The organism is Streptomyces sp. NPDC001480 (assembly GCF_042894725.1).
In the GTDB taxonomy this organism is placed as follows: domain Bacteria; phylum Actinomycetota; class Actinomycetes; order Streptomycetales; family Streptomycetaceae; genus Streptomyces.
Genome location: NZ_JBIAVX010000007.1, coordinates 121,919 through 142,255, shown reverse-complemented (window position 1 = coordinate 142,255; position 20,337 = coordinate 121,919). Strand labels below are relative to the sequence as shown.

Here is a 20,337-nt window from a genome sequence, read left to right as displayed (position 1 = left end):
GGTGGCCTGTCCGCATCCAGCGCGACCGAAATTCCGCTGGCCGCCGCCCTGGCCGTCAGGACTTCGTGACCGTCGCCTTGTTGATCACGACCGTCGCGTTCGGAGCGCCGTCGCCCTGGCCCGTGCTCTCACCCGCGGCGGCGATCTTCTTCAGCACCTTCATGCCCGCGGCGTCGACGGTACCGAACGGTGTGTAGCTGGGCGGCAACTGGCTGTCCTGGTAGACCAGGAAGAACTGGCTGCCACCGGTGTGCTTCTGCCCGGTGTTCGCCATCGCGATCGTGCCCGCCGGGTACACGTTGCCCTTCAGGCTTTTGTCCTTGAGGTTCTCGTCGGGAATCGTGTACCCGGGACCGCCGCTGCCCGTGCCCGTCGGGTCGCCGCACTGGAGCACGTAGATGCCGTTGGTGGTGAGCCGGTGGCACTTGGTGTGGTCGAAGTAGCCCTTGCCCGCGAGGAAGTCGAACGAGTTCACGGTGTGCGGGGCCGCCGACGTCTTGAGCGCGACGTCGATGTCGCCGCACGTCGTCGCCAGCTTCATCGTGTACTTGGCCGACGTGTCGATGGTCATCGCCGGCTCCTTCTTCCAGCTCAGCTTCTGCACGGAACCCTTGGCGGCCTTCTCGCACGGGTCCGGAGCCTTGCTGGGGGCGGCCGAGGCACTGGGCGTGACGTCCGAACTGGCGTTGCTCGCCTTGTCGTCGTCGCCCTTCATCACCCCGGTCGTGTACAGCGCGACACTGCCGATCACGATCACGCCGAGCACCGACGCGATCACGGAGTTGCGCATGCGTGCCTTGCGCCGCGCGCTGGTGCGCCGCTGCTGCTGCCGCAAGAACTTCTCCCGGGCGAGCTGACGCCGCCGCTGCTCCTGGCTGACCACCGGGTTCTCTCCTCATGCGTGTCGTGTTGTCGACCGGTACGCGTGCGTCCTGCGAGCCGACGGGTGCGTGTAGCCCCGTACCGTATATGGGTTCGCTGAGGAAACGGCAGCGCCGGTAGGCTTCGACAGCAGCTGTAGCCGCCTGTAGCCGACACAACGAAGGACGATCGTGCTCATTGCCGGGTTCCCCGCCGGGGCCTGGGGGACGAACTGTTATCTCGTCGCCCCCGCCGCCGGTGAGGAGTGCGTGATCATCGACCCGGGCCACCAGGCCGCCGCCGGAGTCGAGGAAGCGCTGAAGAAGCATCGACTCAAGCCCGTCGCCGTCGTCCTCACCCACGGCCACATCGACCACGTGGCCTCGGTGGTCCCCGTGTGCGGCGCGCACGACGTACCGGCATGGATCCACCCCGAGGACCGGTTCATGATGAGCGACCCGGAGAAGGCGCTCGGCCGTACCATCGGCATGCCGCTCATGGGCGAGCTGACGGTGGGGGAGCCGGACGACGTCAAGGAGCTGGCCGACGGCGTGAAGCTGGAACTGGCGGGTCTGGAGCTCTCCGTGGCGCACGCGCCGGGCCATACCAAGGGGTCGGTGACCTTCGGCCTGCCCGAGGCGGCGGACATCCCGCCCATCTTCTTCTCGGGCGACCTGCTGTTCGCCGGCTCCATCGGACGCACCGACTTCCCCGGTGGCTCCATGGACGACATGCTCGAGTCCCTGGCCCGCGTGGTCCTGCCGCTCGACGACTCCACCGTGGTGCTCCCCGGTCACAACGACTACACGACCATCGGCCAGGAGCGCGCCACCAATCCGTATCTGCGGCAGGTGGCCGCCGGCCCGGGAGCGGTCCAAGGACCCTCCGCTCCCCGACGAGGAATGTGACGAGAGACTTCCCGTGAGCACCTTCAAGGCCCCCAAGGGCACGTACGACCTCATTCCGCCGGACTCCGCGAAGTACCTGGCGGTCCGCGAGGCCATCGCCGCGCCGCTGCGCAACTCCGGCTACGGCTACATCGAGACGCCCGGCTTCGAGAACGTCGAACTCTTCGCGCGCGGTGTCGGTGAGTCGACCGACATCGTGACCAAGGAGATGTACGCCTTCGAGACCAAGGGCGGCGACCGGCTGGCCCTGCGTCCCGAGGGCACGGCCTCCGTACTGCGGGCGGCGCTGGAAGCCAACCTGCACAAGGCGGGCAACCTGCCGGTCAAGCTGTGGTACTCCGGCTCCTACTACCGCTACGAGCGCCCGCAGAAGGGCCGCTACAGGCACTTCTCGCAGGTCGGCGCGGAGGCCATCGGGGCCGAGGACCCGGCCCTGGACGCCGAACTGATCATCCTGGCCGACCAGGCGTACCGCTCGCTGGGGCTCAGGAACTTCCGGATCCTGCTGAACTCGCTCGGCGACAAGGAGTGCCGGCCGGTGTACCGGGCCGCGCTCCAGGAGTTCCTGCGCGGCCTGGACCTCGACGAGGACACCCTGCGCCGCTCCGAGATCAACCCGCTGCGCGTCCTGGACGACAAGCGGGAGTCGGTCCAGAAGCAGCTCGGGGACGCGCCGCTGCTGCGTGACTACCTGTGCGACGCGTGCAAGGCGTACCACGAGGAGGTGCGCGAGCTGATCAGCGCGGCGGGCGTCGCCTTCGAGGACGACCCGAAGCTGGTGCGCGGCCTGGACTACTACACCCGCACCACCTTCGAGTTCGTGCACGACGGTCTGGGCTCCCAGTCCGCGGTGGGCGGCGGCGGCCGCTACGACGGGCTGTCCGAGATGATCGGCGGGCCCGCGCTGCCGTCGGTGGGCTGGGCCCTCGGCGTCGACCGTACGGTGCTGGCCCTCGAGGCGGAGGGCGTCGAGCTCGACCTTCCCTCGGCGACCAGCGTCTTCGCGGTGCCGCTCGGGGAGGAGGCCCGGCGGGTGCTGTTCGCCAAGGTCACCGAGCTGCGCAAGGTCGGTATCGCGGCGGACTTCTCCTACGGCGCGAAGGGGCTGAAGGGGGCCATGAAGAACGCCAACCGCAGCGGGGCGCGGTACACGATCGTGGCCGGTGAGCGTGACCTCGCCGACGGTGTCGTCCAGCTCAAGGACATGGAGTCCGGCGAGCAGACGGCGATCGGCGTCAACGAGATCGTGGCCGAACTGGAGTCACGGCTGAGCTGAGCCCACGGGGGCGGCGGGGACTTTTCCTCGCCCCCGCCGCCCCTACCCTTCCCGTCCCCAGGGGCTCCGCCCCTTCAACCCCACCGGGGCTCCGCCCCCTGGGCCCCTGCCTCAACCCGCTTGGCGCTCGGCGGTGTTGTTCCTGCGGGAGTTCCGGCCCTCGGGTTTCCTGGCTTGCGCCGTCTTGGGACTCCGCCCTGTTGATCCTGCCGAGGCATTGGCCCGGGTGTTCTGGTCGTTCGCCTGCCTTGGGGCTCCGCCGTGTTGTTCCTGCAGAGGTGTTGGCCCCGGGTTTTCTGGTGTTCGCCTGCCTTGGAGCTCCGCCGTGTTGTTCCCGCTGAGGCTCTGCCCCCGGGACTCCTGACGTTCGTTCATGCCGGGGCTCCGCCCTCGCAACTCCGCCGGGGGCTCTGCCTCTTGGGCCCGGCGTTCGTCGGCCCTGGGGCTCCGGCCTTTCGGCCCCGCCCGGGGTCTCCTGGCTTTCGCTGTCTTGGGGCTCGGTCCTGTTGATCCTGCTGGGGTCTGCCCCCTGAACCTCTGACGTTCGTGCACCCTGGGGCTCCCCCCCGCAACTCTGCCGAGGCCTCTGCCGCTTGGGCACCGGCACTCGTTCGCCTCGGGATCCGTCGTTTCGGCCCTGCCTGGGCCCCCGGCCATTGCACACGACCCTGGGGGGCGGGTCGGTGGGGCTCAGGCCCCCTTGCCTGTCGTGCGGGGCCGCCACCGTGGGTCCCGGGCGCTTTGCCGGCCTGGGCGTTGGCCGGCCCCCAGCGTTGTGTCGCCTCGGCAGTGGCAGTGGCGGAGCCACCGGTGGGGTCACTCGAGCAGGCCGTGGCGCATGGCCGAGGTGACCGCTGCGGTTCGGTCGTCCACGCCCAGCTTGCCGAAGACGCGCAGCAGGTGGGTCTTGACCGTGGACTCGCCGATGAACAGCCGGCGGCCTATCTCGGCGTTGGTGCAGCCCTCGGCCACCAGGCGCAGTACCGCCGTCTCCCGGGAGGACAGGTGCGGGCGCTCCGGCTTGGCGCGGAGCTGGTCCACGAGGCGGGCCGCCACCGATGGGGCCAGCACCGTTTCGCCGCGGGCGGCGGCCCGTACCGCGTCGGCCAGTTGTCCCCGGGGCAGGTCCTTGAGGAGATAGCCCGCGGCCCCGGCCTCGACCGCGCGCAGGATGTCGCGGTCCGTCTCGTACGTCGTCAGGACGATCACCCGGCAGGGCAGCCCGGCCGCGCTCATCCGCTCGATCGAGTCGACCCCGTCGCCGCCCGGCATCCGCAGGTCCATCAGCACGATGTCGGGCCGCAGCTCGGCCGCCAGCGCCTCCGCCTGCGGCCCGCTGGTGGCGTCGGCGACGACCTCCAGGTCGGGCTCGGCACTGAGCATCGCGCGCAGGCCCTCCCGGACGACGGGGTGGTCGTCGGCCAGAACGATCCGGATCACGGGGTGTCACTCCTCACGGGGGCGGGGGCGGGGGCGGGGGCGGGGGCGGGGACGGGCAGGCGTACGGTCACCGTCGTGCCTTCACCGGGCGCGCTGTGGACCGAGGCGGTCCCGCCCGCCTCGGCGGCCCGGGCCCGCAGCCCCGCCAGCCCGTATCCGGCGCGGACGGCGGCCGGATCGAAGCCGAGTCCGTCGTCGTGGACGCAGACGGTGAGCGCCACGTCCGCGTATGTCAGTGCGATGGTGACCGCCGCCGACGCTCCCGCATGCCGGCGGGCGTTCGTCAGGGCCTCCTGGCAGGAGCGCAGGGCGACCACCTCGGGGCCGGCGGGGAGCGGTCGTACCGGACCGGTCACCTCCACCCCCGCCCCGTGCCGGGCCGCCAGCCGGCGCAGCGCGTCGGGCAGCGAGGCGCCGTCCAGGTCGGCCGGTGCGCCCCCGGCCACGAGGGCCCGGGCCTCGGCGAGGTTCTGGCGGGCGGTGGCGTCCATCAGGGCCAGATGGCGCCGCGCCTGCGGGAGGTCGTCGTCCAGCTCGGCCTCGACCGCCTGGACGAGCATCAGCAGGCTGGTGAAGCCCTGCGCGAGGGTGTCGTGGATCTCCCGTGCCATCCGCTCCCGCTCGGCCAGCGCGCCGTGCGCCGCCGACAGCCGGGCGATCTCGTGCCGGCTGGCGTCCAGCTCGGCGATCAGCTCGGCCCGCTCCCCGCTCTGCTCGATGATCCGGATGATCCAGCCGCCGATCACCACGGAGAACACGAGGGTGACCCCGGCGAACACCGCGTTGGCGAACAGGTCCTGGCCGTCCGGCCGCCACAGCAGCGCCCAGCCCGCCACCGGCACCAGGTTGATGACGGTCACCGCCACCAGCGCCCGCCGCGTCCTGAGCGTCATGAAGCACTGGGGGACGAGCGCGAACGCCATCAGCCGCGTCTCGCCGACCAGGACCGCGGACGGCAGGAACAGGGCGATGGCCACCCCGAGGTAGCGCACGGTCCGCCGTTCCTCCGGCGGATCCTCCTGGACCAGCGCGCGGCCCACCGCGGCGTACCAGGGCACCAGCGGGACGAGCAGTCCGGCGGCGACCGCGCGGACGGGCCACCCGGGATGTCTCGCGGCGAGCACGAAGGCGAGGGTGGCCATCCAGGCGACGGCGAAGTACAGGTCCCAGACCCGGATCGAGCGGTCCCAGGCGTGCGCGTCCCGGGCCGAGCCCGGATCCGTCATCCCGTGCGCCGGTCCCGCCAGCGGAAGGTCAGCAGACACAGCGCCAATCCTGCGGCGCACCAGGCGGCGAGCACCAGGGCGATCCGCCCGAACTCCCAGCTGCCCGCCTGCTCCAGGACCCGCGCGGAGTCCGGCAGGAACACCCCGCGCAGCCCCTGGCACAGCCACTTCAGCGGGAACAGGGCGCCGACGTCCAGCATCCAGCCGGGGATCGTGGCGACGGAGATGTACACCCCGGAGACGAACTGGAGCACCAGGAACGGCAGCACGACGACCGAGCCGGCGCTCTGCGCGGACCGGGGCACCGAGCTGATCGCGATGCCGAGCAGCGCGCACGCGGTCAGCCCGAGCACGAAGATCCACCCGAAGTCGAACCAGCGGCCCGGGTCCGACGGGAGGTCGACGCCGTACAGGGTGGTGCCGACGAGCAGCAGGATCACCGTCTCCACCACGCCGGTGAACAGAACGAGCCAGATCTTCCCCAGGAAGTACGCCGCCGGCGGCATCGGCGTGCCGCGCAGCCGGCGCAGCGCCTTCTGGTCCCGCTCCACCGCGATCGAGATACCCAGTGACTGGAAGCTCGTCGACATGATCCCGGAGGCCATCATCGCGGGGACGTACAGCTGGGAGGCGGTGACGCCGCTGCCGCGCACGTCGTCGTGGAAGATCGACGCGAAGAGGAACAGGAAGACGACCGGGAAGGCGAAGGTGAACACCACCTGGTCGCGCTGACGGAAGAACTGCTTGATCTCCAGTGCGCCGCGGCTGAGGCCGAGGGTCCAGGCCGTCATCGGGTGGCCTCCTGCCCGGTCAGCCGGAGGTAGACGTCCTCCAGCGTGGGACGGCTCACCGCCAGGCCCGGGATCTCGCCGTCGAAGCGCTCCATGAGCGCCGCGACCGTCTTCGTGGGCGTGTCGGTGTGCTCCGCGCGCGCGGAGCCGTCGGGATCCGTCCAGGTCACCGTGGCGCCGGTGCCGTACCGACCGCGCAGCTCGCCGGGCTCGCCCTCGGCGACGACCCGGCCCCGGGCGACCACCGCGAGCCGGTCCGCGAGGGCCTCGGCCTCCTCCAGGTAGTGCGTGGTGAGCACGATCGTCGTGCCCTCGTCGGCCAGCAGCCGGATCAGGTCCCAGAACTGGCGGCGGGCCGCCGGGTCGAAGCCGGTCGTCGGCTCGTCCAGGAGCAGCAGCTCGGGGCCGCCGATCACGCCGAGCGCCACGTCGAGGCGGCGGCGCTGACCGCCCGAGAGGCCCTTGATCCGGCTGTCGGCCTTGGCCGCCAGCCCGACCATGTCGATGACCTGCTCCGGGTCGCGCGGGCGGGGGTAGTAGCGGGCGAAGTGCCGTACCGTCTCGCGGACCGTCAACTCGGCGGGTGCGGATTCGTCCTGCCAGACGATTCCTACACGGGATCGCCACGCGCGCGTGGCGGTCGCCGGATCCGCTCCCAGGACGGAGACCTCGCCCGCGTCCCGGGTGCGGTTGCCCTGGAGGATCTCCACCGTGGTGCTCTTGCCGGCGCCGTTCGGCCCGAGCAGGCCGAACACCTCCCCGCGCCGGATGCCCAGATCGATGCCGTCCACCGCGGTCACGTCCCTGTACTGCTTGCGCAGCCCCCGTACGTGCACCGCGAATTCGTTCGCGTGTGCTGTCATGCCCTCGAGCTTCGGCCGGAACCGAACGCTCCGGGACGACCGTGCGTACCTCCTTATGTCCACCGAACGGTGGACACAGGCCTGCGTGCGGCACAATGACCGTGCCCGAAGAAGGTCCCACCCCTTAGTGACGGATCGGCGTGATGAGCAAGACGACAGTCAAGGACGTCTCCACGGAGCCCGGGCCGGACGAGGCCGACGCCGTGCCGCGCACGGTGGGCGGCAGCCGCGCCTTCGCCCTGCTGCTGGTGATCACCGGCGCGGCCGGACTGCTCGCCGCGTGGGTCATCACGATCGACAAGTTCAAGATCCTCGAAGCCAAGGTCGCGGGCAAGACCTTCACCCCCGGGTGCAGCCTCAACCCGGTCGTCTCCTGCGGCAGCGTCATGGAGAGCAAGCAGGCCGCCGCCTTCGGTTTCCCCAACCCGATGCTCGGCCTGGTCTGCTACGGCATCGTCATCTGCGTCGGCATGAGCCTGCTCGCCCGGGCCCGCTTCCCGCGCTGGTACTGGCTCACCTTCAACTTCGGCACGCTCTTCGGCGTGGCCTTCTGCACCTGGCTCCAGTTCCAGTCGCTGTACCGGATCAACGCGCTGTGCCTGTGGTGCTCGCTGGCCTGGGTCGCCACGATCACGATGTTCTGGTACGTCACGTCGTTCAACATCCGCAACGACTTCCTGCCCGCGCCGCGCTGGCTGAAGGGCTTCTTCGACGAGTTCACCTGGGTGATGCCGGTGCTGCACGTCGGCATCATCGGCATGCTGGTCCTGACCCGCTGGTGGGACTTCTGGACCAGCTGACAGCCCTGCGGGGATTGTCAGTGGGGTGACTTAGGGTTTCTTGCGTGGAACCCGACCTGTTCACCGCCGCAGCAGAAGAACGCCAGGAGAAGGACCCCGCCGCGAGTCCCCTGGCGGTGCGCATGCGCCCGCGCACCCTCGACGAGGTGGTGGGCCAGCAGCACCTGCTCAAGCCCGGCTCGCCCCTGCGCCGCCTGGTCGGCGAGGGCGCGGGCGGCCCCGCCGGGCCGTCCTCGGTGATCCTCTGGGGGCCGCCCGGCACCGGCAAGACGACCCTGGCGTACGTCGTCTCCAAGGCCACCGACAAGCGCTTCGTGGAGCTGTCGGCCATCACCGCGGGCGTCAAGGAGGTCCGCGCGGTCATCGACGGCGCGCGCCGGGCCACCGGCGGGTTCGGCAAGGAGACCGTCCTCTTCCTGGACGAGATCCACCGCTTCAGCAAGGCCCAGCAGGACTCCCTGCTCCCCGCGGTCGAGAACCGCTGGGTGACCCTGATCGCGGCCACCACCGAGAACCCGTACTTCTCGGTGATCTCCCCGCTGCTGTCCCGCTCCCTGCTGCTCACCCTCGAACCCCTCACCGACGACGACCTGCGCGGTCTCCTCCAGCGGGCCCTGACCGACGAGCGCGGCCTGGGGGGCGCCGTCACCCTCCCCGAGGACACCGAGGACCACCTGCTGCGCATCGCCGGCGGCGACGCCCGGCGCGCCCTGACCGCCCTGGAGGCCGCCGCGGGGGCCGCGCTCGACAAGGGCGAGACGGAGATCGCCCTGGCGACGCTGGAGGAGACGGTCGACCGGGCGGCGGTGAAGTACGACCGGGACGGCGACCAGCACTACGACGTCGCCAGCGCGCTCATCAAGTCCATCCGGGGATCGGACGTCGACGCCGCGCTGCACTACCTGGCCCGGATGATCGAGGCCGGCGAGGACCCCCGCTTCATCGCCCGCCGCCTGATGATCTCCGCCAGCGAGGACATCGGCCTGGCCGATCCGAACGCCCTGCCGATCGCGGTCGCCGCCGCCCAGGCCGTCGCCATGATCGGCTTCCCCGAGGCCGCCCTCACCCTCAGCCACGCCACCATCGCCCTCGCCCTGGCCCCCAAGTCCAACGCCGCGACCACCGCGATAGGCGCCGCCCTGGACGACGTACGGGGGGGCCTGGCCGGCCCGGTGCCGGCGCACCTGCGGGACGGGCACTACAAGGGCGCGGCCAAGCTCGGGCACGCGCAGGGGTACGTGTACCCGCACGACCTGCCCGAGGGCATCGCCCAGCAGCAGTACGCGCCGGACGCCATCAAGGAACGCGAGTACTACACGCCGAGCAGGCACGGAGCCGAGGCGAGGTACGCCGACGCCGTGGAGTGGACCCGCAAGCACCTCGGTCGCAAGCGGTCCTGAGCGCCCTGTAGACTGCCTCGAAGTGCTTCAGTCCCGTGCCGTCAGAGCGGGACAGCCAGCCGGAGACCCGGTCCCTCGCGGACCGGCTCCAGGAGCGTCGCGCACCGTCGAACGGTGTCGCGGGCAGCCCACCACCATCCGGAATCCCGGGAACGGTCGGTGGGCCACTCGCGTGCTGCACGTATGTGCCCAGACCAGGGGAGCGGCTGCCCACCCCGTCCGTGAGGACGAGGAGGGTTTCCCCGGCTGCGGATGCGACCTCCCTCGACACTGACAAGCCGGAAATTCAGAAAAGAGACAGAGACAGTGGCGAACCAGTCCCGCCCCAAGGTCAAGAAGTCGCGTGCGCTCGGCATCGCGCTGACCCCGAAGGCCGTCAAGTACTTCGAGGCCCGCCCCTACCCGCCGGGTGAGCACGGCCGTGGCCGCAAGCAGAACTCGGACTACAAGGTCCGTCTGCTCGAGAAGCAGCGTCTGCGCGCTCAGTACGACATCTCCGAGCGCCAGCTGGTCCGCGCCTACGAGCGTGCCTCCAAGGTTCAGGGCAAGACCGGTGAGGCCCTGATCGTCGAGCTCGAGCGCCGTCTCGACGCGCTGGTCCTGCGTTCGGGCATCGCCCGCACCATCTACCAGGCCCGTCAGATGGTCGTCCACGGCCACATCCAGGTCAACGGCCAGAAGGTCGACAAGCCGTCCTTCCGCGTGCGCCCGGACGACGTCATCCAGGTCCGCGACCGCTCCAAGGACAAGACGCTCTTCCAGATCGCCCGTGAGGGTGGCTTCGCCCCCGACGGCGAGACCCCCCGCTACCTCCAGGTGAACCTCCGCGCCCTGGCCTTCCGCCTGGACCGCGAGCCGAACCGCAAGGAAGTCCCGGTCATCTGCGACGAGCAGCTCGTCGTCGAGTACTACGCCCGCTGATCACCAGCCGGGTGTAGCACCTCAGCGTCAGCCCGCCGTCTCCCCGCCCTTCCGGGCGGGCGAGGCGGCGGGCTTTCGTGATTGCCCCGCTCCCGGGAGGTAATCCGGTACGGAGCGCCACCCTCGGCGCGATAGGCTCGGTGCACGACTTTCTCGATGTCCAGAGCATGTTTCAGGGAGCGGGTGCGCACAGTGTCCGGTGGAGAAGTGGCCGGAATCCTGGTGGCCGTCTTCTGGGCGATCCTGGTCTCCTTCCTCGCCGTCGCGCTGGCGAGGCTGGCCCAGACGCTCAAGGCGACCACCAAGCTCGTGGCGGACGTGACCGACCAGGCCGTCCCGCTGCTGGCCGACGCCTCCGCGGCGGTGCGTTCCGCGCAGACCCAGATCGACCGGGTCGACGCGATCGCCTCCGACGTCCAGGAGGTCACGTCGAACGCCTCCGCGCTCTCGACCACCGTCGCCTCCACCTTCGGCGGCCCCCTGGTGAAGGTCGCGGCCTTCGGCTACGGCGTGCGCCGGGCCCTGGGCGGCCGCAAGGAGGACGTGCCCGCGAAGTCGCCCCGGCGTACCGTGATCGTGGGCCGCACGGTTCCCGCCGCACGACGCAAGCGGAAGTAAGGACTGAGACCGAGCGATGTTCCGCCGTACGTTCTGGTTCAGCACGGGTGTCGCCGCCGGTGTGTGGGCCACCACCAAGGTCAATCGCAAGCTGAGGCAGCTGACCCCGGAGAGCCTCGCCGCCACCGCGGCGAACAAGGCCCTCGAGACCGGCCAGCGTCTGAAGGACCGCGCGGTCGGCTTCGCGCTCGACGTCCGCGACAACATGGCGCAGCGGGAGGCCGAGCTGGGAGACGCGCTGGGCATCGGCGCGGATCCCGAACTCCCCGCGCCCCGGCGGCACACCGCCATCGAGAACAACCGCAGCAACCCGAAGTACATCGAGAACCCGAAGTACATCGAGAACACGACGTACTCGTACAACCGGAATGAGGACCACTGATGGAGTCGGCTGAGATTCGCCGCCGCTGGTTGAGCTTCTTCGAGGAGCGCGGTCACACCGTCGTCCCTTCGGCGTCGCTCATCGCGGACGACCCGACTCTGCTCCTCGTCCCGGCCGGCATGGTGCCCTTCAAGCCCTACTTCCTCGGCGAGGTCAAGCCGCCCTTCGCCCGCGCCACCAGCGTGCAGAAGTGCGTGCGCACCCCCGACATCGAAGAGGTCGGCAAGACCACCCGCCACGGCACGTTCTTCCAGATGTGCGGCAACTTCTCCTTCGGCGACTACTTCAAGGAAGGCGCCATCAAGTACGCCTGGGAGCTGCTCACCAGCCCCCAGGACAAGGGCGGTTACGGCCTGGAGCCGGAGAAGCTCTGGATCACCGTCTACAAGGACGACGACGAGGCCGAGCGCATCTGGCACGACGTCGTCGGCGTGCCCAAGGAGCGCATCCAGCGCCTGGGTATGAAGGACAACTACTGGTCCATGGGCGTCCCGGGCCCCTGCGGCCCCTGCTCCGAGATCAACTACGACCGCGGCCCCGAGTTCGGCGTCGAGGGCGGCCCCGCCGTCAACGACGAGCGGTACGTGGAGATCTGGAACCTCGTCTTCATGCAGTACGAGCGCGGCGAGGGCATCGGCAAGGACAACTTCGAGATCCTCGGCGAGCTGCCGAGCAAGAACATCGACACCGGCCTCGGCCTGGAGCGCCTCGCCATGATTCTGCAGGGCGTGCAGAACATGTACGAGATCGACACCTCCATGGCCGTCATCAAGAAGGCCACCGAGCTGACCGGCGTGGCCTACGGCGACGCCCACCACTCGGACGTCTCCCTGCGCGTGGTCACCGACCACATGCGCACCTCCGTGATGCTCATCGGCGACGGCGTCACCCCCGGCAACGAGGGCCGCGGTTACGTCCTGCGCCGCATCATGCGCCGCGCCATCCGCAACATGCGGCTGCTCGGCGCCACCGGTCCGGTCGTCAAGGACCTGATCGACACCGTGATCGGCATGATGGGCCAGCAGTACCCCGAGCTCGTCACCGACCGCGAGCGCATCGAGAAGGTCGCCCTCGCCGAGGAGAACGCCTTCCTCAAGACGCTCAAGGCCGGCACCAACATCCTCGACACCGCCGTCACCGAGACCAAGGCCTCCGGTGGCACGGTCCTGGCCGGCGACAAGGCCTTCCTGCTCCACGACACCTGGGGCTTCCCGATCGACCTCACCCTCGAGATGGCCGCCGAACAGGGCCTCTCGGTGGACGAGGAGGGCTTCCGCCGCCTGATGAAGGAGCAGCGGGAGCGCGCCAAGGCCGACGCCCAGGCCAAGAAGACCGGCCATGCCGGTGCCGGTGCCTACCGCGAGATCGCCGACAAGACCGGCGAGACCGACTTCATCGGCTACACGGACACCGAGGGCGAGACCACCATCGTCGGCATCCTCGTCGACGGCGTCTCCTCCCCGGCCGCGGCCGAGGGCGACGAGGTCGAGATCGTCCTGGACCGCACCCCGTTCTACGCCGAGGGCGGCGGCCAGATCGGCGACACCGGCCGGATCAAGGTGGACTCCGGTGCCGTCATCGAGATCCGCGACTGCCAGAAGCCGGTCCCGGGCGTCTACGTCCACAAGGGCGTCGTCCAGGTCGGCGAGATCACCGTCGGCGCCAAGGCCCACGCCTCGATCGACGCCCGCCGCCGCACGGCCATCGCCCGTGCCCACTCGGCCACGCACCTCACCCACCAGGCGCTGCGCGACGCCCTCGGCCCGACGGCCGCCCAGGCCGGTTCCGAGAACCAGCCCGGCCGCTTCCGCTTCGACTTCGGCTCGCCGTCCGCCGTACCGACGGCCGTGATGACCGACGTCGAGCAGAAGATCAACGAGGTGCTCGCCCGCGACCTCGACGTCCGCGCCGACGTCATGGGCATCGACGAGGCCAAGAAGCAGGGGGCCATCGCCGAGTTCGGCGAGAAGTACGGCGAGCGCGTCCGCGTGGTGACCATCGGCGACTTCTCCAAGGAGCTGTGCGGCGGCACGCACGTGCACAACACCGCCCAGCTGGGCCTGGTGAAGCTGCTCGGCGAGTCCTCGATCGGCTCCGGTGTGCGCCGTATCGAGGCCCTGGTCGGCGTGGACGCCTACAACTTCCTCGCCCGTGAGCACACGGTCGTCGCCCAGCTCCAGGAGCTGATCAAGGGCCGTCCGGAGGAGCTGCCGGAAAAGGTCTCCGCCATGCTCGGCAAGCTGAAGGACGCCGAGAAGGAGATCGAGAAGTTCCGCGCCGAGAAGGTGCTCCAGGCCGCGGCCGGTCTGGTCGACTCCGCCAAGGACATCCGCGGCGTCGCCGTCGTCACCGGGCAGGTCCCGGACGGCACGACCCCCGACGACCTGCGCAAGCTGGTCCTCGACGTGCGCGGCCGCATCCAGGGCGGGCGGGCCGCCGTGGTCGCCCTGTTCACCGTGAACAACGGCAAGCCGCTCACGGTCATCGCCACCAACGAGGCCGCCCGCGAACGCGGCCTCAAGGCCGGTGACCTGGTCCGTACGGCCGCCAAGACCCTCGGCGGCGGCGGTGGCGGCAAGCCGGACGTCGCCCAGGGCGGCGGTCAGAACCCGGCCGCCGTCGGCGAGGCCGTCGACGCCGTCGAGCGGCTCGTGGCGGAAACGGCCAAGTGATGCGCCGAGGACGCCGACTCGCGATCGACGTCGGGGACGCCCGCATCGGGGTCGCCTCGTGCGACCCCGACGGGATCCTCGCCACACCGGTGGAGACCGTCCCCGGGCGGGACATCCCGGCCGCTCACCGACGGCTGAGGCAGCTGGTCGAGGAGTACGAGCCGATCGAGGTCGTCGTCGGTCTCCCTCGCTCCCTCAAGGGGGGCGAGGGCCCGGCCGCCGCCAAGGTCCGCCGCTTCGCCCAGGAACTGGCGCGCATGATTCAGCCGGTCGGGGTGAGACTCGTCGACGAGCGGATGACGACCGTGACGGCCACTCAGGGGCTGCGCGCCTCCGGCGTGACGTCCAAGAAGGGCCGTTCCGTCATCGATCAGGCGGCCGCCGTGATCATCTTGCAACAGGCCTTGGAATCCGAACGGGTGTCAGGTAATGCACCCGGCGAGGGCGTCGAAGTGGTCATCTGATCGCGATACGGTAACGTTCCGCGCGATGCGACGGTTTTCGAACAGCCGCCGCACAAGAAGAGGCGGAACGTCAGCGTGCCCCACGAGCCGCGTGACCGCCCGCCTCGCGGCTCTAGGGGATCGATGACTGAGTATGGCCGGGGCCAAGGCTCCGAACCGTGGCATCCGGAGGACCCGTTGTTCGGGGACGGCGGATGGGAAGGGCAGCAGGCCCATGTGGGCCAGCAGTCTGCCTACGGCGGCCAGCCGCAGCAGCACCCGCAGGAGCCGCAGTACGGCGACTGGGGCCAGCAGCACGGCGGGTACGACCAACAGCAGTACCACTACCACGACGGACAGGGGCAGCAGCAGTACGGCGCGCAGGGACAGCAGCAGTACGACCAGCAGTATGCCGGTCATGCCCAGGAGCAGTACCACCAGGGCGGCTGGGACGCCACCGGCACCCACGGACACGTGCCCTACGCCGCGGATCCGGGCGACCCCTACGGCCAGCAGCCGGTGGCGTACGGCGCGGAGCAGCCCGACTTCTACGGCACGCAGGACGCCTACCCCCCGCCGGAGCCCCCCGGCCAGCGGCGCCCCGCACCGGAACCGGAACCGGAATCCGAGGCGGAGACCGGCTGGGACCCCGGTCCCGACCAGGGTGAACACGCCTTCTTCGCGGGCGACGAGCAGGACGACGAGGAAGACGACGCCTCCCAGAGCCGCCGCTCGCGCGACGCGGGCGGAAAGGGCCCCAAGAAGAAGAAGGGGCGCAACGGCTTCGCCTGCCTGGTGGTGTGCCTGGTGTTCGGCGGTGGCCTGGCCGGTGTCGGCTACTTCGGCTATCACTTCTACAAGGATCGTTTCGGCGCGGCGCCGGACTACGCGGGCGACGGGAACGGCGAGCAGGTCACGGTCGTCATCCCCAAGGGCGCCGGCGGCTACACGATCGGGCAGAAGCTGAAGGAGGCAGGCGTCGTCGAGAGCGTCGACGCGCTCGTCTCCGCGCTGGGCGCGAACCCCGACGGCAAGGGCATCCAGGACGGCGTCTACACGCTTCAGAAGCACATGTCGGCCGCGAGCGCGGTCGAACTCATGCTGAGCCCGAAGAGCCGCAGCAACCTGATCATCGCCGAGGGCTCGCGCAACGTGGCGGTCTACGCGATGATCGACAAGCGCCTCGAGGTGCCGAAGGGCACCACCGCGAAGGTGGCGAAGAACGACTACCGCAAACTGGGCCTCCCCGACTGGGCGCTGAGCCACTCCAACCTCAAGGACCCGCTGGAAGGATTCCTCTATCCGTCCAGCTACGCGGCCGCGAAGGGGCAGAAGCCCGAAGCCGTCCTCAAGAGCATGGTCTCCCAGGCCAACCAGACGTACCAGGAGCTCGGCCTCGTGAAGAAGGCCAAGTCCCTGGGACTCGACACCCCCTGGCAGTTGCTGACGGTGGCGAGCCTCGTCCAGGCCGAGGGCACCAGCCATGACGACTTCCGCAAGATGGCCGAGGTCGTCTACAACCGCCTCGAACCCGGCAACCCCCAGACCAACGGCAGACTCGAGTTCGACTCCACGTACAACTACGTGAAGAACCAGAGCAAGATCGACCTGTCGATCGCGGAGTTGCGCAACTACAACAATCCCTACAACACGTACTTCGTCAGGGGCCTGCCACCGGGCCCCATCGACAACCCGGGCGAGGAAGCGCTCAGGGGCGCGCTCGACCCGACGCACGACGGCTGGTACTACTTCATCTCGATGGACGGCAAGACCAGCGAATTCACCAAGACGCTCGCGGAACACCAGAAGCTGGTCGACCAGTGGAACGCGTCGAGGAAGAAGGGTTGACGGGACGTCCCGCCGATCATGATGCACAACGTTGACGCCCGCCGGGCCGCCGTGCTCGGCAAGCCCATCGCCCACTCGCTCTCCCCGGTGCTGCACCGGGCCGCGTACGACGAACTCGGCCTGGCCGACTGGTCGTACGACCGGTTCGAGGTCGACGAGGCCGGGCTGCCCGGGTTCTTCGACGGGCTCGGGCCCGAGTGGGCGGGGCTGTCGCTGACCATGCCGCTGAAGCGGGCGGTCATCCCGCTGCTCGACGAGATCAGCGAGACGGCGGCCTCCGTGGACGCGGTCAACACCGTCGTCCTCACCCAGGACGGCCGCCGCCTCGGCGACAACACCGACATCCCGGGCATGGTCGCCGCCCTGCGCGAACACGGCATCGAACAGGTCGACTCCGCGGCCGTCCTCGGCGCCGGAGCCACCGCCTCCTCCGCCCTGGCCGCCCTGTCCCGGGTCTGCACCGGCGAGGTCGTCGCCTACGTCCGCAGCGAGGCCCGCGCCGCCGAGATGCGCCACTGGGGCGAGCGGCTCGACGTCGAGGTCCGCACCGCCGACTGGGCGGACGCGGCCGAGGCGCTGCACGCCCCGCTGGTGATCGCCACCACCCCCGCGGGCACCACCGACGCGCTCGCCGCCGCCGTACCGGAGCGGCCCACGACCCTGTTCGACGTGCTCTACGACCCCTGGCCCACCGAGCTCGCGGCACGCTGGTCCATGTTCGGCGGCGCCGTCGTCAGCGGCCTCGACCTGCTGGTGCACCAGGCGGTGCTCCAGGTGGAGCAGATGACCGGCCGCGCCCCGGCCCCGCTGGAGGCCATGCGCCGGGCCGGTGAGAAGGCGCTCGCCGCGCACTGACGTCCACCGTCACGTCCGCCTTCTGGACCGGGAGCCGGGTACGGCCCCGGACGTGGGAGGATCGGACGTGGCGGGCCGGCGCCGCGCACCCGGCCGCGCCGCCCCGTACGAGAGGACGCGCGTACGCGCGTACGCGCGTACGCAGGGCAGTACCCGGGCGCGAGCACTGAGGAGCACCGTTGAGCAGGTTGCGCTGGCTGACCGCGGGGGAGTCCCACGGTCCCGCACTAGTCGCCACGCTGGAGGGCCTTCCCGCCGGCGTGCCGGTCACCACGGAGATGGTGGCGGACCACCTCGCGCGGCGGCGCCTCGGCTATGGACGCGGTGCGCGCATGAAGTTCGAGCGGGACGAGGTCACCTTCCTGGGCGGCGTCCGGCACGGCCTCACCCTCGGCTCGCCGGTCGCGATCATGGTGGGCAACACCGAGTGGCCCAAGTGGGAGCAGGTCATGGCGGCCGACCCGGTCGACCCCGAGGTGCTTGCGGGCCTGGCCCGCAACGCTCCGCTGACCCGCCCCCGGCCCGGCCACGCCGACCTCGCCGGCATGCAGAAGTACGGCTTCGACGAGGCCCGCCCGATCCTGGAGCGTGCCTCGGCCCGTGAGACGGCGGCCCGGGTGGCGCTGGGCGCGGTGGCCCGGTCGTACCTGAAGGAGACGGCCGGCATCGAGATCGTCTCCCACGTCGTCGAGCTGTGCTCCGTGAAGGCTCCGCAGGGCGTGTACCCCACCCCGGCCGACGTCGAGAAGCTGGACGCCGACCCGCTGCGCTGCCTCGACGCGGACACCTCGAAGGCGATGGTCGCGGAGGTCGACCAGGCCCACAAGGACGGCGACACCCTCGGCGGTGTGGTCGAGGTGCTCGCCTACGGCGTCCCGGTCGGACTGGGCTCGCACGTGCACTGGGACCGCAAGCTGGACGCCCGGCTGGCCGGCGCCCTCATGGGCATCCAGGCGATCAAGGGCGTCGAGATCGGCGACGGCTTCGAGCTGGCCCGGGTGCCCGGCTCCAAGGCGCACGACGAGATCGTGGGCACGCCCGAGGGCATCCGGCGCGTCTCCGGCCGGGCCGGCGGCACGGAGGGCGGCCTGAGCACCGGCGAGCTGCTGCGCGTGCGGGCCGCGATGAAGCCGATCGCGACCGTGCCGCGCGCTCTGCGGACCGTGGACGTCACCACCGGCGAGGCGACCCAGGCGCATCACCAGCGGTCCGACGTGTCCGCGGTCCCGGCGGCCGGCATCGTCGCCGAGGCGATGGTCGCGCTCGTCCTCGCGGACGCGGTGGCGGAGAAGTTCGGCGGCGACAGCGTGGCCGAGACCCGCCGCAACGTGCGGTCGTACCTCGACAACCTCGCGATCCGATGACCGGACCGTCGATCGTGCTGGTCGGTCCGATGGGCGTCGGCAAGTCCACGGTCGGACTGCTGCTGGCCGAGCGGCTGGGCGTCGCCTACCGGGACACCGACGACGACATCGTGGCCGCCGAGGGCCGGACCATCGCCGAGATCTTCGTGGACGAGGGCGAGCCGGTCTTCCGCGCCGTCGAGAAGCGGGCCGTGCGCACGGCACTCGCCGAGCACGAGGGCGTCCTCGCGCTCGGCGGCGGCGCGATCCTCGACGAGGACACCCGTGGCCTGCTCGCCGGGCACCGCGTGGTCTACCTCTCGATGGACGTCGAGGAGGCGGTCAAGCGCACCGGTCTCAACGCGGCCCGTCCGCTGCTCGCCGTCAACCCGCGCAAGCAGTGGCGCGAGCTGATGGAGGCGCGGCGGCACCTGTACGAGGAGGTCGCCACCGCCGTCGTACCGACGGACGGCCGTACGCCCGAAGAGGTCACCCAAGCCACCCTGGACGCTTTGGAGTTGAAGGAAGCATGAGTGAGGCAGTGACGCGGATCCAGGTCGCCGGCACCGCGGGCACCGACCCCTACGAGGTGCTGGTGGGCCGTCAGCTCCTCGGGGAGCTGGCCGGGTTGATCGGCGACCGGGTCAAGCGTGTCGCGGTGATCCACCCCGAGGCCCTCGCCGAGACCGGTGACGCACTGCGCGCCGACCTCGCCGAGCAGGGCTACGAGGCCGTCGCGATCCAGGTGCCGAACGCCGAGGAGGCCAAGACCGCCGAGGTCGCCGCCTACTGCTGGAAGGCGCTCGGCCAGTCCGGGTTCACCCGCTCCGACGTCGTCGTGGGCGTCGGCGGCGGTGCGACCACCGACCTGGCCGGGTTCGTGGCCGCGACCTGGCTGCGCGGCGTGCGCTGGATCGCCGTCCCGACGACCGTGCTGGCCATGGTGGACGCGGCGGTCGGCGGCAAGACCGGCATCAACACGGCCGAGGGCAAGAACCTGGTGGGTGCCTTCCACCCGTCGGCCGGTGTGCTGTGCGACCTGGCCGCGCTGGACTCGCTGCCCGTCAACGACTACGTCTCCGGGCTCGCCGAGATCATCAAGGCCGGCTTCATCGCCGACCCGGCGATCCTGGATCTCATCGAGTCCGACCCCGAGGCCGCGCGCTCCCCGGCCGGGCCGCACACGGCCGAGCTGATCGAGCGGTCGATCCGGGTGAAGGCGGAGGTCGTCTCCTCCGACCTGAAGGAGTCCGGCCTGAGGGAGATCCTCAACTACGGCCACACGCTCGCCCACGCCATCGAGAAGAACGAGCGCTACAAGTGGCGGCACGGCGCCGCGGTCTCGGTCGGCATGCACTTCGCCGCCGAACTCGGCCGTCTCGCGGGCCGGTTGGACGACGCGACCGCCGACCGCCACCGCACGGTCCTGGAGTCGGTCGGGCTGCCGCTGCACTACCGCTACGACCAGTGGCCCAAGCTGCTGGAGACGATGAAGGTCGACAAGAAGTCCCGAGGCGACCTGCTGCGCTTCATCGTGCTCGACGGCCTCGGCAAGCCGACCGTCCTGGAGGGACCGGACCCGGCGGTGCTGCTGGCCGCCTACGGCGAAGTGGGGCAGTGAGCGAGGGCGCGGTACGTCCTCACCTGCTCCTTCCGCCCGATTCACCTCGCGGGACGGGCACTTCGCGGC

General features: G+C 70.6%; 19 protein-coding genes. 14 read left to right on the top strand and 5 right to left on the bottom strand.

Features of this window, described 5'->3' with window-relative positions; genetic code table 11:
• Positions 1-55 precede the first annotated feature (55 nt).
• On the bottom strand, positions 56-883 hold the full coding sequence (locus tag ACFY01_RS18765) for a peptidylprolyl isomerase (protein ID WP_390736823.1): 828 nt from the start codon (positions 881-883) through the stop codon (positions 56-58).
• Between the two features lie 169 nt (positions 884-1,052).
• Between ACFY01_RS18765 and ACFY01_RS18760 the strand changes: the two genes are divergently transcribed.
• Together ACFY01_RS18760 and hisS are read left to right on the top strand one after the other, a co-directional pair.
• Positions 1,053-1,769 carry an MBL fold metallo-hydrolase gene (locus ACFY01_RS18760; protein ID WP_390736822.1) on the top strand — a complete coding sequence of 239 codons (717 nt, stop codon included), beginning with the start codon at positions 1,053-1,055 and terminating at the stop codon, positions 1,767-1,769.
• Between the two features lie 13 nt (positions 1,770-1,782).
• The gene (gene hisS, locus ACFY01_RS18755) at positions 1,783-3,045 is read left to right on the top strand and encodes a histidine--tRNA ligase (protein ID WP_390736821.1); all 1,263 of its coding nucleotides are present in this window, start codon (positions 1,783-1,785) and stop codon (positions 3,043-3,045) included.
• 816 nt (positions 3,046-3,861) lie between these two features.
• Here the strand turns inward: hisS and ACFY01_RS18750 are convergent.
• From ACFY01_RS18750 to ACFY01_RS18735, 4 genes are read right to left on the bottom strand one after another with little or no spacing between them, the layout of a single operon-like run.
• Positions 3,862-4,485, bottom strand: a complete 624-nt coding sequence (locus ACFY01_RS18750) for a response regulator (protein WP_390736820.1) — start codon at positions 4,483-4,485, stop codon at positions 3,862-3,864.
• Positions 4,482-5,711: a sensor histidine kinase gene (locus ACFY01_RS18745; protein WP_390737101.1), complete on the bottom strand. Its 1,230-nt coding sequence runs from the start codon at positions 5,709-5,711 to the stop codon at positions 4,482-4,484. Before ACFY01_RS18745 ends, ACFY01_RS18750 begins: the two co-directional genes overlap by 4 nt.
• Positions 5,708-6,502: an ABC transporter permease gene (locus ACFY01_RS18740; RefSeq protein WP_390736819.1), complete on the bottom strand. Its 795-nt coding sequence runs from the start codon at positions 6,500-6,502 to the stop codon at positions 5,708-5,710. The genes ACFY01_RS18745 and ACFY01_RS18740 overlap by 4 nt, the downstream gene beginning before the upstream one ends.
• Positions 6,499-7,365: an ABC transporter ATP-binding protein gene (locus ACFY01_RS18735; protein ID WP_390736818.1), complete on the bottom strand. Its 867-nt coding sequence runs from the start codon at positions 7,363-7,365 to the stop codon at positions 6,499-6,501. Before ACFY01_RS18735 ends, ACFY01_RS18740 begins: the two co-directional genes overlap by 4 nt.
• A gap of 143 nt (positions 7,366-7,508) precedes the next feature.
• Here ACFY01_RS18735 and ACFY01_RS18730 point away from each other — a divergent pair, with 143 nt between their 5' ends.
• From ACFY01_RS18730 to aroB, 12 genes are all read left to right on the top strand, one after another.
• A complete protein-coding gene (locus tag ACFY01_RS18730) occupies positions 7,509-8,165 on the top strand; it encodes a vitamin K epoxide reductase family protein (RefSeq protein WP_390736817.1) in 657 nt (218 codons plus the stop codon).
• 44 nt (positions 8,166-8,209) lie between these two features.
• Positions 8,210-9,565, top strand: a complete 1,356-nt coding sequence (locus tag ACFY01_RS18725; RefSeq protein WP_390736816.1) for a replication-associated recombination protein A — start codon at positions 8,210-8,212, stop codon at positions 9,563-9,565.
• Positions 9,566-9,871: 306 nt separating this feature from the next.
• Positions 9,872-10,486, top strand: coding sequence for a 30S ribosomal protein S4 (gene rpsD, locus ACFY01_RS18720; RefSeq protein WP_390736815.1), 615 nt, complete (start codon positions 9,872-9,874; stop codon positions 10,484-10,486).
• A gap of 183 nt (positions 10,487-10,669) precedes the next feature.
• Positions 10,670-11,104 carry a DUF948 domain-containing protein gene (locus tag ACFY01_RS18715; protein WP_390736814.1) on the top strand — a complete coding sequence of 145 codons (435 nt, stop codon included), beginning with the start codon at positions 10,670-10,672 and terminating at the stop codon, positions 11,102-11,104.
• A gap of 16 nt (positions 11,105-11,120) precedes the next feature.
• Complete coding sequence (locus ACFY01_RS18710) at positions 11,121-11,486, top strand: hypothetical protein (RefSeq protein ID WP_390736813.1); 366 nt, start codon at positions 11,121-11,123, stop codon at positions 11,484-11,486.
• On the top strand, positions 11,486-14,158 hold the full coding sequence (gene alaS / locus ACFY01_RS18705; RefSeq protein WP_390736812.1) for an alanine--tRNA ligase: 2,673 nt from the start codon (positions 11,486-11,488) through the stop codon (positions 14,156-14,158). The genes ACFY01_RS18710 and alaS overlap by 1 nt, the downstream gene beginning before the upstream one ends.
• Positions 14,158-14,622 carry a Holliday junction resolvase RuvX gene (gene ruvX / locus ACFY01_RS18700; protein WP_132853597.1) on the top strand — a complete coding sequence of 155 codons (465 nt, stop codon included), beginning with the start codon at positions 14,158-14,160 and terminating at the stop codon, positions 14,620-14,622. Before alaS ends, ruvX begins: the two co-directional genes overlap by 1 nt.
• Positions 14,623-14,745: 123 nt before the next feature.
• Entirely contained in the window at positions 14,746-16,449 is a 1,704-nt protein-coding gene (mltG, locus tag ACFY01_RS18695) for an endolytic transglycosylase MltG (RefSeq protein WP_390736811.1), read from the top strand.
• 18 nt (positions 16,450-16,467) lie between these two features.
• Positions 16,468-17,304 (top strand): shikimate dehydrogenase, encoded by an 837-nt coding sequence (locus ACFY01_RS18690; protein ID WP_390736810.1) that lies wholly within the window; start codon positions 16,468-16,470, stop codon positions 17,302-17,304.
• Between the two features lie 179 nt (positions 17,305-17,483).
• Complete coding sequence (gene aroC, locus ACFY01_RS18685; RefSeq protein ID WP_390736809.1) at positions 17,484-18,668, top strand: chorismate synthase; 1,185 nt, start codon at positions 17,484-17,486, stop codon at positions 18,666-18,668.
• Positions 18,665-19,180 carry a shikimate kinase gene (locus ACFY01_RS18680; protein WP_390736808.1) on the top strand — a complete coding sequence of 172 codons (516 nt, stop codon included), beginning with the start codon at positions 18,665-18,667 and terminating at the stop codon, positions 19,178-19,180. Before aroC ends, ACFY01_RS18680 begins: the two co-directional genes overlap by 4 nt.
• Positions 19,177-20,268, top strand: coding sequence for a 3-dehydroquinate synthase (aroB, locus tag ACFY01_RS18675; RefSeq protein WP_390736807.1), 1,092 nt, complete (start codon positions 19,177-19,179; stop codon positions 20,266-20,268). Before ACFY01_RS18680 ends, aroB begins: the two co-directional genes overlap by 4 nt.
• The last annotated feature ends 69 nt before the right edge of the window (positions 20,269-20,337 follow it).

What these genes read in the sequence shown, in the direction of transcription:
- ACFY01_RS18745 (WP_390737101.1), bottom strand. Translation starts at nt 5,711, where the DNA reads ATGACGGATCCGGGCTCGGCCCGGGACGCGCACGCCTGGGACCGCTCG.
- ACFY01_RS18740 (WP_390736819.1), bottom strand. Translation starts at nt 6,502, where the DNA reads ATGACGGCCTGGACCCTCGGCCTCAGCCGCGGCGCACTGGAGATCAAG.
- ACFY01_RS18735 (WP_390736818.1), bottom strand. Translation starts at nt 7,365, where the DNA reads ATGACAGCACACGCGAACGAATTCGCGGTGCACGTACGGGGGCTGCGC.
- ACFY01_RS18730 (WP_390736817.1), top strand. Translation starts at nt 7,509, where the DNA reads ATGAGCAAGACGACAGTCAAGGACGTCTCCACGGAGCCCGGGCCGGAC.
- ACFY01_RS18710 (WP_390736813.1), top strand. Translation starts at nt 11,121, where the DNA reads ATGTTCCGCCGTACGTTCTGGTTCAGCACGGGTGTCGCCGCCGGTGTG.
- alaS (WP_390736812.1), top strand. Translation starts at nt 11,486, where the DNA reads ATGGAGTCGGCTGAGATTCGCCGCCGCTGGTTGAGCTTCTTCGAGGAG.
- ruvX (WP_132853597.1), top strand. Translation starts at nt 14,158, where the DNA reads ATGCGCCGAGGACGCCGACTCGCGATCGACGTCGGGGACGCCCGCATC.
- mltG (WP_390736811.1), top strand. Translation starts at nt 14,746, where the DNA reads ATGACTGAGTATGGCCGGGGCCAAGGCTCCGAACCGTGGCATCCGGAG.
- ACFY01_RS18690 (WP_390736810.1), top strand. Translation starts at nt 16,468, where the DNA reads ATGATGCACAACGTTGACGCCCGCCGGGCCGCCGTGCTCGGCAAGCCC.
- ACFY01_RS18680 (WP_390736808.1), top strand. Translation starts at nt 18,665, where the DNA reads ATGACCGGACCGTCGATCGTGCTGGTCGGTCCGATGGGCGTCGGCAAG.
- aroB (WP_390736807.1), top strand. Translation starts at nt 19,177, where the DNA reads ATGAGTGAGGCAGTGACGCGGATCCAGGTCGCCGGCACCGCGGGCACC.